Origin of the sequence: Pedobacter hiemivivus (assembly GCF_005144565.1) — a bacterium.
GTDB classification, from domain to species: domain Bacteria; phylum Bacteroidota; class Bacteroidia; order Sphingobacteriales; family Sphingobacteriaceae; genus Pedobacter; species Pedobacter hiemivivus.
Genome location: NZ_SWDX01000004.1, coordinates 79,646 through 94,936 on the forward strand (window position 1 = coordinate 79,646; position 15,291 = coordinate 94,936).

Genomic DNA, 15,291 nt, shown 5'->3' on the forward strand with positions numbered 1-15,291 from the left:
GAGCGATTAGTTATGGCTAAAGAACATCAATATCAAGCGACACTTACATGGGCGGGCAATAAAGGCTCGGGGACAATGGATTACAGGTCTTACGACAGAAGTTATATCATTTCGATTGACAATAAACCTGATATATCGGGGTCTTCAGACTCTGCATTTCTTGGTGATAAAACAAAGCATAATCCCGAGGATCTTTTACTAGCTTCTTTATCGTCTTGCCACATGTTATGGTATCTGCATTTATGCTCTCAAAATGAAATCATTGTGATGGATTATAAGGATACGCCAATAGGTAAGATGACAGAAAACTCAGATGGAAGTGGCCATTTCAATGAAGTTGTGCTGAATCCGGTAGTGGTGATCACAGATGAAAGCCAAATTGAAAAGGCTAATTCACTGCATGATCAGGCACATAAGATGTGCTTTATAGCCAATTCTTGTAATTTCCCAATTAAACATAACCCAAAAAGTATTGTAGAACGCGGCTAATGCTACGTTCTGCAATATTATAGTTTTCTCTTTTATTCCTTTATCACCACATCTTTTTTTGTAGTAACCCTAAAAGTCAAGGAAACCAACTGAGCATGTATTGATTAGAGCCAACACGAAAAGTGATTGGGATGGTGTTGAATTTGCCATTATACATGCAACAGGATCGTGGAAATACAGTGGCATAGAGATATGAACAGAAGAGTTCAATCTAAATAAGATAATCTATAAATGATTTAGGGATTTAAATAATAAGGTTACCTAGGTATATGCTATTGCTAATACTTCTTCTGTCATCAGCAACAAAAGACATATAGGCATGAAGTTGTAAGCCTTTTACTTCTGTCGGCATTTCTAAAAAATCTGTCTCTTCTGTGATTCTGGCGCCAATAAATTGGTAAAATGATTTTCCTGTTTCTTCGGCATAAACCAATACCATTACTCGTGCTCCTCTGTTGCTCCAGTTTAATGCGGTGTTGTAAGTCCAGTTAAAACGAACGCCATTACCTTCGGCTGTTGCTTCTGGGTTGAGGGGCAGCTCAAGGATTCCTTGAGTTAAACGTGCGGTAGCGTAATTAATGCTGATATTAGGGTATTCACCATGTAGTGCATGTAGTAGTTGATAGGATTTGGCAGCATTGTTGGGCGTGATGGGCCGACCTTCGGCGGCTTCTTCAAAACCTATTCGAATGTAATCCGTCATACTGTTGGTGAAATTATTCACTACTTCCATTCTCTTTCTTTGAATTTTTTCTCTTGGGGTTGGGGGAGTGGTACGTTTTCTTTTCTTTCCCCTAACATAGGCTACCCCGTATCTTACATAGCCTTCTACTGGACCTGCATTACCCTGAATGCCACCTAAAATACCATTATTAATTCTTGCCATAATTTTTCGTTTTTTTCCTAATGTATGCACTAAGATGCTGATTGTCAATTCACATGTTTTTAGCCGATTGTACTTTGAGGTAATTTACTTTACCAAGTATTAAGGGATGTTACTCGGCTGTTAACCGGACACTACTCGAATCCAGCCAAGTAGTATCCGGGTAATGTCCGAGTAATGTCCGGGTAATGTCCGGGTAAATAGGGGTTGCAGACTGCCTATAGGTGGTTAACTAAAAAGAAATTTTCAGTGTGAAATTCTTTAGTTGTAACATTCTGGTTATGTAATAGAAAGTCTGTTTTCGTTAACAATTGTTAACTTTTTTGATTGATCGATTTTGATTTTTTTGTATGAACTTTTGTGTTTGACACATTTTTCAAAATGAACTTTGATTTGTTCGTCCTGATATGCTATACCGCTCCACAACTTTTGGCTACACGAAATAAACAGGAAAAAAAAGGGCATAAAAAAAGCCGGATGTTAATCCGGCTTTCGTGGGAAATGAGGGGTTCGAACCCCCGACCCCCTCGGTGTAAACGAGGTGCTCTGAACCAGCTGAGCTAATTTCCCTTCGGTTCTACTCTTTTTGTTTTGAAACAGCTGAGTTGCTGTTTTGGTGGGAAATGAGGGGTTCGAACCCCCGACCCCCTCGGTGTAAACGAGGTGCTCTGAACCAGCTGAGCTAATTTCCCTTTGGTTCTGCTCTTTTGTCTATTAAACCAGCTGAGCAATGCCGTTGTATTTTAACCGAAGATCCCTTCGATTTGGGATTGCAAATATACACCCTTAAATGATTTTTGCAAAAAAAAGATTCGAATTTTTATGAAAGTACATCTTCCAACACCTGGTGAGATCGAATGTCTCCAAAAGAAGCAGTGTGTAAAGTATAGTAAACCAATATTTTATCCAGAATCAACCGCCGCGTCTGATTCTCAATATTTATTTCATTTATTTTTTCAAAAGGCAAAGAAAATAAGGAAATGAAGATCGATGCGTCATGTTTATCCAGAAAATATGGGTGTACAGGAATAGAAGATTTGAATTCTCCTTCCTGCAAATCGAAATAGCTTTGATCACTTTTCGTCTGCATGCTTGGTGCAAAACCTAGGAAACGGGAAAGTTTTAGCAAAAAAGCAAGGTGAAAGTTTACATTTATTTCTTCAGTTTCATCAAACCAGCAGATGGCACTATATATAAAATCAAATAAATGTTCGTCGGTGGTTTGCTGTCTGATACTTTTGTACAAAACCTCATTAAGGAAAAGCACGATGGTGCTTTTAACAATGTCATAAGGGATACTTCGAAAAATGGGAAAGGGTCTAAGCTCCGAAACACGCTGTATAGTCGTATTTGTTTTATGATAAACAACCATATCTACCAGATGCAGCGGTTGTAACATATTCATTCTTATTTTTGCCTTCGGCTTTTTTACGCCGTTGATCATATAAGATTGAATACCGAATTTTTCTGTAAACATTTGTACGATAACACTGCTTTCACTGTACAGCGTTGTTTTTAAAACAATGCCTCGGGTTTTATGAAGCATAATTGAGTATTTTAGGGATAAAGATGATCAGGCCTATAATGGCTGCAGTAATTGCGGTTACAAGTACGGCTGCAGCAGCAACATCTTTAATGATCTTAGCTTTTGGGTGTATTTCAGGAGAAACCAGGTCGACCAGAATTTCTATTGCCGTGTTTAGTAGCTCTGCCATCAATACCATTCCAATGGCAGCAATGATCCAAAGCCATTCGGCAATAGATAATTTAAACCAGCAGCCCGCAATACTTACCAATATAGCAGTTAATAGGTGTACTTTAAAGTTGAGCTGGCTTTTAAAAGCATAGCCCAATCCGGAAAATGCATAGCCAAAACCTCTTATAAACTTACCCATATTGTCTCAATTGCTTGCAAATACAAAACGTTACAAAGTAACTCATGCTTTCTTACATATCCAAGGTTTCCTTAAAACCTTTACCTTTGGCTAAGTTTTATCAACGAATGTCTACAGAAAAAAATATCCTTCATCTCCGAAATAAACACCGTTCCAGGTACGATTTTCCTGAACTGATTAAAAGCTTGCCTGATTTAGCAGCCTTTGTTGCGAAAAATGCTTATGGAGACCAATCCATTGATTTTTCTAATCCTATTGCTGTGAAAATGCTAAATAAAGCCTTGCTGAAACATTTTTACGGGATTGACAATTGGGATATACCGGAAAACTATTTATGTCCGCCAATACCAGGTAGGGCTGATTATATCCATTATATGGCCGATCTGCTTGCGGAAAACAATGGTGGCGTGGTACCGACAGGGAGAACAGTGAAGGGATTGGACGTAGGAGTGGGTGCGAATTGTATTTACCCGATTATAGGGCGACAGGAGTACGGATGGAGTTTTGTGGGGTCGGATATTGATTCCTTAGCCATTAAGGCTGCAAAAAGCATTGTAGCGGTAAATAAGCCCTTATCGGATGGCATTACCTTGAAACATCAACCGCATAAAGCGCATATTTTTAAGGGAATTGTTAAACCGGGAGAGTTATTTGATTTTACAATGTGCAATCCGCCATTCCATGCTTCGGCTGCTGAAGCAGCTGCGGGCTCAAATAAGAAAGTTCGCAATCTTGGTAAAGGAAAGGCGAGTACTGGTGTGTTGAATTTTGGGGGACAACATACGGAGCTTTGGTGCGAAGGAGGTGAGGTTTCCTTCATCAGAAACATGATTAATGAAAGCGCAGATATAGCCGATCAATGCTTGTGGTTCTCTAGCTTGGTTTCAAAAGGCAGTAATTTGTCCTTTATTTATAGAGCGTTGGAAAGTGCTGGCGCATTAGAAGTTAGAACTATTGAAATGGCACAGGGCCAGAAGATCAGTCGCTTTGTAGCCTGGACTTATCTGAATGCCGCCGAGAAAGAAAAATGGCGTCGTTAAAAGACGCCTACACTTGCTTTTTTGTTTTTAAAGGAGCCAATCAGTTCTCCGCTAACATAGTGCTTAAAATTAAGGGTGTCACTTTCTTTAAACCGCTTTTTTACCATACAGTATAAATGCAGGCATTTTATCCAGTTTAAGGCTGTTGCTTTGTCTTTCCATATTTCTGGATAAAGAAAAACATCATTACCTTCAATCTTTACTAAATTCTTTTGCTCCAATTCGGTTACATTGGCAATGATCTTTGCGGTTTGCGCGGCAAGGTTTGCATTGTTCTGTATTTTCTTTTTAGCGTAGATCATTTTTGATTATTCCAGTAATAGTGGTTCATCATCGTCATCTGTAAGGCTTAACTGGATACTATCAGTACCGGCGATACCTTCAATAGATCCGCGGATGTGTGTGGCATTGAGCATTACTTTTTCCAGTTGTTTTTCTCTGGCCTTCCATAATTTTTCCATGGCATCACGCTCGCGTTGTATGGATAATTTCATGCTCATAAACCCTTCCCTAATGGCTTTCCATTGTTCCGAAAACTCAGTGCTGGTTAGGTAATCGTATAGCATATGCATTTTATCGCCACGGTTTTCTTGTGATTTGGCAGCACTGAATAGTTTCACGATACCGTCTCTAAGTATATACGAAACAGCTCTTACCTCTTCAAATGAACAGATCCATACCCCATCTTTTTCTCCAAAACAGTCCATTCCTTTTGGATACGCCTGGGTTACAATTACAGCCACATCAACACCCATACTGCGCATGTCTTTTTTCAGCTTCTCTATCCATTCCATAGAGAAATCCTTAGTGCGCTTGCTCTCATATATGATTTTACCACAATCCTGACCAAATTGGTTTCTGATATGGTGTACACAGTCCGCTCCACGTACTCCTTTTCCAACTTCGCTAACCAGGTCAAAAGGGAAAGCATTTCGCAATAATTCTTCTAGAATCAGTTCCTGAACTTCGCCCTGCAGCTGCATAGAACCTTGTTCAGCTTTGCGCTTCATTTCTTCTGCCAGCTTCTTTTGGTCGTCCAGTTGTTTCTCTAATTCTTTTACCCTTAGCTGATGTTCTGTGTCTTTTAAGTTCGTTTTTTCAGCTTCCTGCTTACGGATTTGTTCTGTCATCTCTGCGCGCTGCTCCTGTAGCTTACGTTGAATTTCAAGTTCCAGCTCTGCTTCCTTCTCCTTCATGGCCTGTTCCTTTTTCATAAAGTCCAGTTCTTTAGAACGTGCCAATTTCAGTTTCTCTTCACTTTCTTTATGTGCATTGTCTAGCATTTGCAGCTTATTCTCAAAATCAGAAGAAATGCTTTTGCGTAGGTTTTCCTCCAACACACCTTGCAATTGCTTTTTCTCTTCTTCGAGCTTTAGTTCAAAAGCTTTGGCTTGCTCTTTCTGTTGAAGTTCAAAAGTTTGTTCCTGCTGCTTCTGCTGTTGTGCAAATTCAGTAAGCTTTTTATTATACTCTTCATCCTTTTGCTTGGTAAAAGAGACCATTTTTTCACGAAGGTCTTTTTTATACTCCTCAGCCATTACTTCTTCGATGGGAAAAGTGTGTGCACAGTTGGGGCATTTTATTTCAGTAGACATAGATTGTGTGTTGTTGGAGTTTAATTGGCTAGACAAATTTACTATTATCTCTTTACAAAAAGGCTATCTGCAAACTTCATAGAGACGCTCCGGGTTGCTGCGTTTTCTATTTGAATATTTAAAGAGCCATCAAAATCTATAACTTCTGTGACTTTGATCTTGGTGCCGATGGTGATCTTAAGTTTTTCAAGATATTGAAGAAATAAAGCGGAAGTATCCTTAACCGCAACCACCTTGCAGGCTTCGCCAATTGTTACTGCCGATAGCAAGGTCTTATCAATAGAGGGGATATCGCCGTTGGCTTTTGGAATTGGGTCTCCATGTGGATCAAATTCAGGAAAGTCGAGATATTCTTCTAGTTTGTTGACTAATTTTTCTGATTGAATATGTTCGAGTTGTTCCGCCACCTCGTGTACCTCATCCCAGCTAAAATCAAGTTTTTTATATAAAAAGGTTTCCCATAGTCTGTGTTTTCTCAATATGGCAGTGGCTTTTTTTCTGCCTAAGTCCGAGAGTAGAATTTTACCATACTTTTCATAAAGAACCAGCTCCTTCTCTTTCAGCTTTTTAAGCATATCTGTGGCAGTAGCGGGCTTCACACCTAAATAAGCTGCCATATCATTTGTGCCCACTTCCGGCTTCTCCTCATTCTGGAAGCTGAGCATCAATAGTGCTTTTAAATAGTTTTCTTCTGTATAAGATAGCATCCTACAAACTTAGATAAATAGTTTTTAATATGTTTCGGCTTCAAAAAATAGCAGGTGAATGAGCATTAGATTGACAATTAAATGATGTGGTTCTTTGCTGTAAATCAATTAACTTTATGGCATGATTTACCGCACTACGTATCAGGCAGCCAGAATTATCGCTCCAAAAGTGGAGGCTATTTTTGCGCAGCACCTTGCTGCTGCTACCGAGAGCGGTGAAGAAGACCTTGCACCGTTACCTACGGCAAATGTTGTTGAGGCAATTATTGACGCCACCTTTTGGGCAAGTTTGCGCAAAGAAGAGGGGCACTCTCCAAAAATATCCCTGGCCTTTTTACCGCCTGAACAAGCGGGTAATCCGCTGTTATTTAAACAGCGATTACCTTTAAATCCCAGCACACTAACCAAAATTGCGCCAGGAGTAGAGCGAGCAGGAATACATCTTGGGATTTGGATAGAAGAGGGCGAATTGTATGTATGGGGAACTACGGTAAGTATTCCTAATTTTTGTTTTGTACTGGATGTTTCCGAGCCGGCATTGCTGGTGATTAAACATCGCAGGATTTACGGCTTCGGGAAGTTTACCAATATAGCTGTACTTAAGGGCGATCAGGTAAAAATGGTAGATGGTAATCACACCAATTTACCAGACTGTCCGCCAATGCTCATGTCCCTACTAGATCTCACAGCACCATCTTATTGGAATGATTCTGTGAATGTATTAATTCAGTTGGCAGTCTCTATGCGGGGGCACGGCCGTGGTGGAACCTTACTGGTTGTGCCAAATGATACGAAGAACTGGCTTCAATCTATTATAAAGCCCATTCAGTATGGGGTTCAGCCTTCTTTTACCGGTTTATCTAAATTGTTGCAACAGGACAGAAAAGAAGCAAGTCAGATTTTTTGGCAAACTGCATTAAAGCGGGAAGTTGAGCATCTTGCTGGCTTAACGGCTGTGGATGGTGCAACTGTGATCAGCAACGAATATGAATTGTTGGCTTTCGGAGCCAAGATAGGTAGGGCAAAGGGTAAAGAGAATATTGATGAACTATCTTTTTCAGAACCCATTCACGGGGGCTCTGCAGTAGTGATGCATCCTGCAAAAGTAGGTGGGACCAGACATCTATCTGCCGCTCAGTTTGTTCATGACCAGAGAGATGCTACTGCGCTGGTGGCCTCGCAAGATGGACATTTTACCATCTATACTTGGTCGTCGCTGCAAAATCGGGTTCAGGCACATCGAATAGATACCTTACTACTTTAAATTATAAGCTTTAAGAGAAAATAATGGCGCCAATGATGACGCTTAGAATCAGTACGAGCATAACAATACGATCCGCATTGATCCATTCTTTTCTGGTTAAAGGGCGTTCTGCTTTTTCTTCCTTTTGCCTGGCAAAAATGTGAAGAATGGAATTCAATTTAATTAACATAGGTAGCTATTATTTTGATGGATCTGCTTAGTCATTTGCAAACTCTGCGCCACAAAAATTGAAAAATGTTGAATTGTTAATAATTTTCGTTTTTTCTTCTTTTTTGTAAAAGTTCCTCTCCTAATCTGTAAAATTTCTCTATTAATCTGTAAAGCAATTGTAAATTATTGTATTGATAATCAGACTTATAAATATATTTTTGTTCTTTTTATAGTACTATGTATTGCATATTACTATATAAAACATATAACTTTGTAATATGATAGCAGAAAATACGCAAACACAAATGCGAAAGGGCATACTGGAATACTGTGTGCTGCTTATTATATCAAGGGGCGAGATCTATGCTTCGGATATTATCGCGGAATTAAAACAGGCTAAACTCCTTGTGGTTGAGGGGACGCTCTACCCTTTACTTACCCGCTTAAAGAACAACGGTTTGTTGAGCTATAACTGGCAGGAGTCTACTTCGGGGCCTCCACGTAAGTATTACATGCTTACTGAAGATGGAAAAGCGATTTTAAACCAGCTGGATACGACTTGGCAGGAATTGTCTTACGCCATTAATACTTCCAAAAAAGTAGCGGATCAGGAATCAAAAGAATCAACTAAACAAACCGAATCATGAAGAAGACACACAACATAAATATCGGCAACTCAATCATTCACATTGAAGAGGATGCTTACGAAATACTCACCGTTTATTTAAATGAGGTGAAGCAACATTTTTCAAAAAATGCAGATGACTTTGAAATTGTAACAGATATTGAGAACAGGATCGCAGAAATGTTCGCAGAAAAGTTGTTTGCTCAACAAAAACAAGTGGTTAATGTGGAAGATGTTCAGTCTGTTATTCAACAGATGGGCTCTGTGAAGGATTTTGAAACCTCTGAAGAATCAGCAGAAGAACAGATTCCAACTCCTGAGTATAATTCGATCAAAAAATTGTACAGGGATACTGATCAAGCTATGGTTGCAGGTGTTTGTGCCGGTTTGGGGCATTATCTCGATATAGATGCTAAGTGGGTAAGATTATTCACATTCCTTACCACTTTTATATTTGGATCAGGGCTGTTGGTTTATATGATTTTCTGGATCATGGTACCTAAAGCAAAAACCAGAATAGAGAAAATGGAAATGCGTGGAGAGGAGACTAACTTAAAAGGCTTTGCAAATAGTTATCTGCATCCATTTGCAGAACAGTCACGCGGTTTCATTGCGGGTCTTATTCAAGCAATTGGCGAATTTTTACAAGGTACAGGAAAGGTGATCTTTAAAATTATTGTGGGGTCGATAGTTGTTTTCGCATCGTTCTTTTTATTGGGGACAATTGTTGCACTTGCCGCTTTCTTAGGTTTTTGGAACTCGGATGTACACAACTATTTCCCGATTAGCATGGTTAACGAGGAATACTTGTTTCCAATGACAATTGCCGCGTTTATCGTGTTGATTATTCCGTTATTGGCGCTGATCTTGTTTTCAATACGGGTTGGGTTTAACGGACGGCCGATTAATAAGGTACTATCCTACGGACTGTTGGTGATTTGGCTGGGTGGTGTAGTAACAGGAATATATTACATAGCAAAGGTTTCTACCGAATTTAAGGAGGGCGCTGAATTTGCACAAACAACGCCATTAAAGACTTATCCAGTTTATTCGTTAAACATAAATATGGAGCGGTTTTTCACTAGGGAGGATAGCTTGAACTACCGAATAGATCCTGCACGCTATAAAGGCCGAAAAATATTGAATAACCGGGATGATAATTTTAACAACCCGAGGAGCATCAGCTTTAGAATTGAGAAAAGTACCGATGGTAAAGTTTCTTTAAGTACGAACTTTAAGTCAAGAGGCAAAACTTTTGAAGTAGCTTTAAAAAATGCTCAGAATATCCACTACGATTTTTTACAGGAGGGGGCAACTTTAAGTTTTAGTCCGGTTTTACATATACCAAAGATGAGCAACTGGCGTGGACAAGAGGTAGAACTTACTTTAAGTATTCCAGTGGGAACAGAGGTTCAGGTTAGCAATGAGTTTTACCGATACCTTAGGGGGTATGGTTATTGGGATTGTGAGCATGAGGAAGGGGCGGAGTATAGCTCATGGATCATGACAGACACAGGGGTTAAATGTAAGTTTGAAAAGGTTAAAAATAAAGATTAAAAAAGAAGGGGGCTAATAAAATAGCCCCCTTCTTTTTTAACTGCTACAATGTAGCTATTGAATAAGTATAAATTTATTTGACCGTATAGCGGTAAACGAATCGACCAATGTTTCCATTTTTGTCTACGCCTTCAATAACAGCCTTGTAAGTGCCCTTGCCGTCTGCATTGTAGTATTCTAATGATAATCCACCTTCAGCAGTTGTAATCACTTTAGGATTCCAGTAGATCGTACTGCGTAAATCATTAAAATTATAAGTTGCTGCGGCATTCACATATTTAGGTGCGTAAAATTCGCGTTGTTTACTATAGCCTTTAGGTTTAATTTTAAGTACACTTGGGTCAGGAATTAACTTTTTAAATTCTTCCATACTCATTTTTGTGCCTTTAGGAATTTTCTTGGTATTGATAACCAATACACCATTGGTATTGTACATTCTGTTTACTGTACCCAATTCATCTTTAGTAAATACCTCTACGTTTTCCACTTCAGACGATTGTACGCTGGCAAGTCCAAAATAATCTATTGGCATGCCATTTAGGAAAATCTGCACAGGTACGCGACTGCCTTGCTGGTAATCTCTGTTTACGTAAAAGTTGTTTTCGTAAAAAATAAGGCCTGTAGCCATAGTCTGCAGACACATCGTTAACATGTTACAACCATTAAAGCGGTCGCCTTCTATTACAGTACCCGAAATAGAGCTTAAACCCGAAAGGGCAGGATAATCAGAATGACTTGGTCTTTTCGCTTTAGCACCTTCAATTTTTACTTCCTTAAGCTGACGTAAATAGCTGTATTGTCTTTTACTGTTGTTCAGGTATGCAGATAAAGTGCTGTCAATATTGGTTACCTCTTGTGCAGGATATGGATTCTTGCTAAGCTGTGGTGAAGGTTGTCCATCCAATAAAACCATTAGATTATTTCCATTTGGATTATATTTTGCACTGATCACCACTTCTGAGGAATCGGGAAAATTGAGGTTTTGAAAAGCAAAGATACCAGATGGACTGGTGATAGTTTCTACACCAATTCTTGTCCCTGGTACAGTTAATCTTAAATTTCCTTTTCTTACGGGCATACCTGTGCGGTCCCTTAAGGTACCAGTTAATGCCATACTCTGTTCTGGCAAAAAGGTAACCGGTGGAAATTTGCCTGCAAGGATCTCTTTGTAAGCATATCGGCGAAAACCTTGTGTCAGCATCAACACATCTAGATCTGCTAATTTTTTGGCGCTGGTTTTATTAAAATAATAATTGGGCTTTTCTATATAACCCTTTAAGTCCGAGGTAAGCAGTAGTGAACTTAAAATAGTGATCTCCGAATTTTCATCAACTGGCACTTTTTGCTCATCTGTAACCGCTATGGAGAAATTCCCATCTGCAAATTGAGCAGCATTCTTCGCAGTTACAGCCAACTTAACTTTTTGTCGGGGTTTGTATGTCGCAAGATCAGTTTTTAAGGAAAGCTTTATTGCGTTTGGCTGATAGTTAAAGGCAAGCCTTTCACTTACCGGCTCGCCAGTTTCGGAGAATAGCGTAATTTGAACAATGCCTGCCGGGAATTTATCTTTAGGGATTTTAGCAGCAGTTACCTGATTATTTAGTTTTGTTTTAGCAGCATAATAGACCATCGTTCCATTGGTGGCTACGATAAACAAGTTTTTGTTCTTGTTGGCTTCAAAATAAGCATCATTGGCCACTATTTTTAAGTTAAATAACAGCGAATCCGTATTGTTAACCTGAGCTACTATTCCTGATTCAAGTATTTTTGGCAGGTCGAAACTTTTTGTTGTGCCATCATTAAAAGTGAGGTTGGCCTTGTAAGTTTTTCCAGCTTCAGCATTCATGTAAAAAGCACCCATACCTAAATGACTAGAGCTAAAATCGGTAAGTTTTGTCCCGCTGTTGTCAACTACCGAACCCTTTAAGTCAATACCGGCACCATTTCCATTTATAGCTTTAAAGCCAATTCGGGAAGCAATTCCAGCAATTAGCTCGCCACCTTCAGGGAAAAACTGAACATCATTAGCTGCAGGTGTGGTTGGTTTAAGTTTGAAAGTGGAGGTAACGATTTCCTTTTCAGTAATGTTAATGTCTGTAATCAGTTCACCATTTTTAATCTTATCACTTTTTCGGGGATCTATTTTTATCCTTAAGAAACCATTCTGATCCGTGGTTCCCTTACCCTTGGCTACCACGTCGTAATTTGATAAAACCCTCCAGTTAACTGTTTTATTGGCTTGAATTGCGTTGTCTCGATTTTTAAATTGTATAACGGCATCAATAACCTGAGTCTTATCGGTTTCAGTGGTTTTGTAGCTGAGTAGGGTGTTTACCTGTTTCTCAATAGCTTCTCCGATAGGGATCGTTTTGCTGAAGAAATAGTCATCGCTAAAGTTTAGCATCCATATGGTGTAGGCTTTAACGTAGTAATTGCCTTGTTGATAAGTACCGGGACTGAGTGGGACATATCCCGCCGCTACACCACCAACAACAGGAAGCTTTATGGTTTGTATCAACGAATCTTTGCTATTCATGAGATCAACGTATACTATTTTACTTAACAGGGATGGAAGATTTTGTTCCATTGTTAAATAAGCTTTAAACCACATCGTGTCGGCAACGCTATAATATGGCTTGTCGAAATGGAGGTACACCTTTTCTATCGGGCGCTCGTCGTTTACCTTTTTAGTCTTTTTTAAAATGTTGTCTAAAACGATACTGTCTTGCTGTGCAAGGGCTGAAAGCTGCAAGCTTGTTGAAAGTATTATAAGGGCAATTGCAAATTTTATAAATCTCATCAAAAATGGTTGTATACAATTAATATTGCTAATATATTCATTTATGAAATGAATAGGTTAACTAGCTTGCATCTTTAACACTTTTTGACAGTTGAAAGGGGATGGGGAAATTAAGAATAAAAAAAACCGCTTCATAAACGGATTATGAAGCGGTTTCTTATGAATCGTGTTTTTTACTTAATTTCAGTTACAAAGTTCTCCAAAGGAGTCCTAACTTTTTTCAAGTTTACCAACCAATCGCCAGCTTCGTCCCTGTAGCCAAGAGGTAGGATAGTTGTACTGCGTAAACCTTGAGCGTTTAAACCTAATAACTCATCAAGTTTTGCAGATTCAAAACCTTCCATTGGAGTAGCATCCACTTTTAATAGTGCAGCTTCTGCCAGGGCTACACCGAAACCGATGTAAGCTTGTTTAGCAGCATGGTGGAAATTCTCTTCAGTTGTTCTGTTTGTATATAGTCCGATTAGCGTGTTTACATAATCAGCTGTCGCAGAATCCGGTACACCTCTTTCATTGTTGGTGTAAGTAAATACGGATCTAATGCGTTCTTCAGTATAATTATCCCATGCAGCAAAGATCAATACATGTGATGCATCGGTAATTTGCTGTTGGCCATAAGCTACAGCTTTAATTTTTTCTTTTAGTTCAGGGTTGGTTACCACAATGATTCTAAATGGCTGTAAACCAGATGATGTAGGCGCAAGACGTGCTGCGGCAAGAATCTGATCAACTTTGTCTTGAGAAACTTTCTCGCCATTCATTTTCTTTGTGGCATAACGCCAGTTTAATGCTTCTATTAAGCTCATATTCTAATAGTTAAATCAATTTTTCAATCAAAATGCTGTCTATTTTTAGGAAATAATAACAGTGTTAGCAAATGTACGCATGTTATTCTTTCCCTGAATAATCTTCATGCGGTTTTGACTTTTAAATGAAAAATGTTCTTTTTATTATGCATGCATAGTTATATATTAGCTAAAACTTATACTTATTAAAGCTTGTTATAAGTTAAAACATTAAATTTTTGATAAAAAGAACTAATCAATCATCCACCTAAATTAAGTACCAATGAACAAGATTTTACTAAGTTTTTTCCTGGCTATTCCTGTATTCGGATTCTCGCAATCATTTCAGGTTAATCTCCAGGGACAAAAACAAACCGCAATGGGCGGCGCTGGTGTCGGACTCGCCCTAGATGAGGCTGCGGTATTTTTTAACCCCGGGGCAGTTTCCTTTCTCAAAAATAATGGAGTACAAGCTGGGATAAATGGCATTTGGCTAAAAACGGCCTTTAATCAAGCAGGTTCTTCAATTACAGAATATAATAAAAATAAAGTGCCTACTCCAGCGGCGGCTTATGCCATTTTTGGTTCTCCAGAAAGTCGTTTGAGATTTGGGATTGGCGTTTATACTCCCTTTGGTGGGGCAATGCACTGGAAAGAGGATTGGTCAGGAAAGTTTACTGTAACCGCTCTTGATTTGCAAGCAATTTATATCCAGCCAACTTTGAGTTTAAAGATCACAGATGAAATTGGTATTGGCGGAGGTTTGGTATATGCTTTAGGGAAGGTAGATCTTCAAATGTCAGTTCCATATACCAGTAATGGGCAGCAGGCTACTGTGAAGCTCAAAGGTGATGCAAAAGATTTTGGTTGGAATGCTGGTATCTTTATTAAAACAATTTCAGGAGTGTCGGTTGGTCTTACTCACCGTTCTCAGGTGTCAGCAACAGTAAAGAATGGAGATGCGATCTTCACTAACGTACCTTCTTCTGTACAGCCATTGTTACCAGCTTCATTTAACGCAACTTTGCCGCTACCTGCTACCAGTACTGTTGGTTTTGGTTTTTATCCCTCAGAAAAAACTACCATTGCACTTGATGTGAACTGGATATGGTGGCATACTTATAAAGAGCTTGCTTTTTATTATAACAACGGTAATTCTACAATATCAGCACGTAATTATCATGATGCGGCAACTTTTAGAGCAGGTATTCAGCATGTAGCTTCTTCGTTCTTAACACTTAGGGCAGGTGCAGCATATGCATTATCTCCAGTAGGGGAAGGCTATGTTACACCAGAAGTGCCTGATGCAAATCGTATTCTGCTAAGCGCAGGTATTGGTTTAAAACCATCAGAAAGGTTTGGTATTGATTTTTCTTTCTTGTACGAGAACTTAAAGTCAAGAACCGAAACCAATATCGAATCAGGGCTTAGTGGCACATTTAAAACCGTGGCCTATATCCCAGGTGTGGCATTATCTTATAAATTCTAATCTTCAAATAGT

The 15,291-nt window shown here is 39.1% G+C and carries 15 protein-coding genes and 2 tRNA genes; 6 read left to right on the forward strand and 11 right to left on the reverse strand.

What is annotated here, in order from left to right:
• Positions 1-12: 12 nt before the first annotated feature.
• On the forward strand, positions 13-489 hold the full coding sequence (locus FBD94_RS10665; RefSeq protein ID WP_131612982.1) for an OsmC family protein: 477 nt from the start codon (positions 13-15) through the stop codon (positions 487-489).
• A gap of 244 nt (positions 490-733) precedes the next feature.
• On the opposite strand, the gene FBD94_RS10670 is transcribed toward FBD94_RS10665, so the two are convergent.
• From FBD94_RS10670 to FBD94_RS10690, 5 genes are all read right to left on the reverse strand, one after another.
• On the reverse strand, positions 734-1,375 hold the full coding sequence (locus FBD94_RS10670) for a DUF6266 family protein (protein ID WP_131612981.1): 642 nt from the start codon (positions 1,373-1,375) through the stop codon (positions 734-736).
• 492 nt (positions 1,376-1,867) lie between these two features.
• A tRNA-Val gene (locus FBD94_RS10675) sits at positions 1,868-1,942 on the reverse strand.
• A 44-nt stretch (positions 1,943-1,986) separates the two neighbouring features.
• A tRNA-Val gene (locus FBD94_RS10680) sits at positions 1,987-2,064 on the reverse strand.
• A 128-nt stretch (positions 2,065-2,192) separates the two neighbouring features.
• The gene (gene recO, locus FBD94_RS10685) at positions 2,193-2,918 is read right to left on the reverse strand and encodes a DNA repair protein RecO (RefSeq protein WP_131610094.1); all 726 of its coding nucleotides are present in this window, start codon (positions 2,916-2,918) and stop codon (positions 2,193-2,195) included.
• Positions 2,908-3,267 carry a diacylglycerol kinase family protein gene (locus FBD94_RS10690; protein ID WP_131610093.1) on the reverse strand — a complete coding sequence of 120 codons (360 nt, stop codon included), beginning with the start codon at positions 3,265-3,267 and terminating at the stop codon, positions 2,908-2,910. The genes recO and FBD94_RS10690 overlap by 11 nt, the downstream gene beginning before the upstream one ends.
• 107 nt (positions 3,268-3,374) lie before the next feature.
• On the opposite strand from FBD94_RS10690, the gene rlmF reads away from it, so the two are divergent.
• Positions 3,375-4,307 carry a 23S rRNA (adenine(1618)-N(6))-methyltransferase RlmF gene (gene rlmF, locus FBD94_RS10695; protein ID WP_169472277.1) on the forward strand — a complete coding sequence of 311 codons (933 nt, stop codon included), beginning with the start codon at positions 3,375-3,377 and terminating at the stop codon, positions 4,305-4,307.
• On the opposite strand, the gene FBD94_RS10700 is transcribed toward rlmF, so the two are convergent.
• From FBD94_RS10700 to FBD94_RS10710, 3 genes are read right to left on the reverse strand one after another with little or no spacing between them, the layout of a single operon-like run.
• Positions 4,304-4,609, reverse strand: coding sequence for a hypothetical protein (locus FBD94_RS10700; protein ID WP_131610091.1), 306 nt, complete (start codon positions 4,607-4,609; stop codon positions 4,304-4,306). The two genes, rlmF and FBD94_RS10700, sit on opposite strands and share 4 nt — an antisense overlap.
• A 6-nt stretch (positions 4,610-4,615) precedes the next feature.
• Positions 4,616-5,902 carry a DUF2130 domain-containing protein gene (locus FBD94_RS10705; protein WP_169472278.1) on the reverse strand — a complete coding sequence of 429 codons (1,287 nt, stop codon included), beginning with the start codon at positions 5,900-5,902 and terminating at the stop codon, positions 4,616-4,618.
• A 44-nt stretch (positions 5,903-5,946) separates the two neighbouring features.
• Positions 5,947-6,609, reverse strand: a complete 663-nt coding sequence (locus FBD94_RS10710; protein ID WP_131610090.1) for a metal-dependent transcriptional regulator — start codon at positions 6,607-6,609, stop codon at positions 5,947-5,949.
• Positions 6,610-6,730: 121 nt separating this feature from the next.
• Between FBD94_RS10710 and FBD94_RS10715 the strand changes: the two genes are divergently transcribed.
• Entirely contained in the window at positions 6,731-7,873 is a 1,143-nt protein-coding gene (locus FBD94_RS10715; RefSeq protein WP_131610089.1) for a putative sensor domain DACNV-containing protein, read from the forward strand.
• A 10-nt stretch (positions 7,874-7,883) separates the two neighbouring features.
• Here the strand turns inward: FBD94_RS10715 and FBD94_RS25935 are convergent, their stop codons facing one another.
• Complete coding sequence (locus FBD94_RS25935) at positions 7,884-8,042, reverse strand: hypothetical protein (protein WP_165503628.1); 159 nt, start codon at positions 8,040-8,042, stop codon at positions 7,884-7,886.
• 259 nt (positions 8,043-8,301) lie between these two features.
• Here FBD94_RS25935 and FBD94_RS10720 point away from each other — a divergent pair, with 259 nt between their 5' ends.
• Together FBD94_RS10720 and FBD94_RS10725 are read left to right on the forward strand one after the other, a co-directional pair.
• Complete coding sequence (locus FBD94_RS10720; protein WP_131610088.1) at positions 8,302-8,670, forward strand: PadR family transcriptional regulator; 369 nt, start codon at positions 8,302-8,304, stop codon at positions 8,668-8,670.
• Positions 8,667-10,205, forward strand: coding sequence for a PspC domain-containing protein (locus tag FBD94_RS10725; RefSeq protein WP_136880207.1), 1,539 nt, complete (start codon positions 8,667-8,669; stop codon positions 10,203-10,205). The genes FBD94_RS10720 and FBD94_RS10725 overlap by 4 nt, the downstream gene beginning before the upstream one ends.
• 73 nt (positions 10,206-10,278) lie before the next feature.
• Here FBD94_RS10725 and FBD94_RS10730 read toward each other — a convergent pair whose 3' ends face one another.
• Both FBD94_RS10730 and FBD94_RS10735 read right to left on the reverse strand, forming a co-directional pair.
• The gene (locus FBD94_RS10730) at positions 10,279-13,005 is read right to left on the reverse strand and encodes a carboxypeptidase-like regulatory domain-containing protein (RefSeq protein WP_131610086.1); all 2,727 of its coding nucleotides are present in this window, start codon (positions 13,003-13,005) and stop codon (positions 10,279-10,281) included.
• Between the two features lie 173 nt (positions 13,006-13,178).
• Entirely contained in the window at positions 13,179-13,811 is a 633-nt protein-coding gene (locus FBD94_RS10735; RefSeq protein WP_131610085.1) for an NAD(P)H-dependent oxidoreductase, read from the reverse strand.
• A gap of 262 nt (positions 13,812-14,073) precedes the next feature.
• Between FBD94_RS10735 and FBD94_RS10740 the strand changes: the two genes are divergently transcribed.
• A complete protein-coding gene (locus FBD94_RS10740; protein WP_131610084.1) occupies positions 14,074-15,279 on the forward strand; it encodes an OmpP1/FadL family transporter in 1,206 nt (401 codons plus the stop codon).
• The last annotated feature ends 12 nt before the right edge of the window (positions 15,280-15,291 follow it).

What these genes read in the sequence shown, in the direction of transcription:
- FBD94_RS10665 (WP_131612982.1), top strand. Translation starts at nt 13, where the DNA reads ATGGCTAAAGAACATCAATATCAAGCGACACTTACATGGGCGGGCAAT.
- FBD94_RS10670 (WP_131612981.1), bottom strand. Translation starts at nt 1,375, where the DNA reads ATGGCAAGAATTAATAATGGTATTTTAGGTGGCATTCAGGGTAATGCA.
- recO (WP_131610094.1), bottom strand. Translation starts at nt 2,918, where the DNA reads ATGCTTCATAAAACCCGAGGCATTGTTTTAAAAACAACGCTGTACAGT.
- FBD94_RS10690 (WP_131610093.1), bottom strand. Translation starts at nt 3,267, where the DNA reads ATGGGTAAGTTTATAAGAGGTTTTGGCTATGCATTTTCCGGATTGGGC.
- rlmF (WP_169472277.1), top strand. Translation starts at nt 3,375, where the DNA reads ATGTCTACAGAAAAAAATATCCTTCATCTCCGAAATAAACACCGTTCC.
- FBD94_RS10700 (WP_131610091.1), bottom strand. Translation starts at nt 4,609, where the DNA reads ATGATCTACGCTAAAAAGAAAATACAGAACAATGCAAACCTTGCCGCG.
- FBD94_RS10705 (WP_169472278.1), bottom strand. Translation starts at nt 5,902, where the DNA reads ATGTCTACTGAAATAAAATGCCCCAACTGTGCACACACTTTTCCCATC.
- FBD94_RS10710 (WP_131610090.1), bottom strand. Translation starts at nt 6,609, where the DNA reads ATGCTATCTTATACAGAAGAAAACTATTTAAAAGCACTATTGATGCTC.
- FBD94_RS10715 (WP_131610089.1), top strand. Translation starts at nt 6,731, where the DNA reads ATGATTTACCGCACTACGTATCAGGCAGCCAGAATTATCGCTCCAAAA.
- FBD94_RS25935 (WP_165503628.1), bottom strand. Translation starts at nt 8,042, where the DNA reads ATGTTAATTAAATTGAATTCCATTCTTCACATTTTTGCCAGGCAAAAG.
- FBD94_RS10720 (WP_131610088.1), top strand. Translation starts at nt 8,302, where the DNA reads ATGATAGCAGAAAATACGCAAACACAAATGCGAAAGGGCATACTGGAA.
- FBD94_RS10725 (WP_136880207.1), top strand. Translation starts at nt 8,667, where the DNA reads ATGAAGAAGACACACAACATAAATATCGGCAACTCAATCATTCACATT.
- FBD94_RS10730 (WP_131610086.1), bottom strand. Translation starts at nt 13,005, where the DNA reads ATGAGATTTATAAAATTTGCAATTGCCCTTATAATACTTTCAACAAGC.
- FBD94_RS10735 (WP_131610085.1), bottom strand. Translation starts at nt 13,811, where the DNA reads ATGAGCTTAATAGAAGCATTAAACTGGCGTTATGCCACAAAGAAAATG.
- FBD94_RS10740 (WP_131610084.1), top strand. Translation starts at nt 14,074, where the DNA reads ATGAACAAGATTTTACTAAGTTTTTTCCTGGCTATTCCTGTATTCGGA.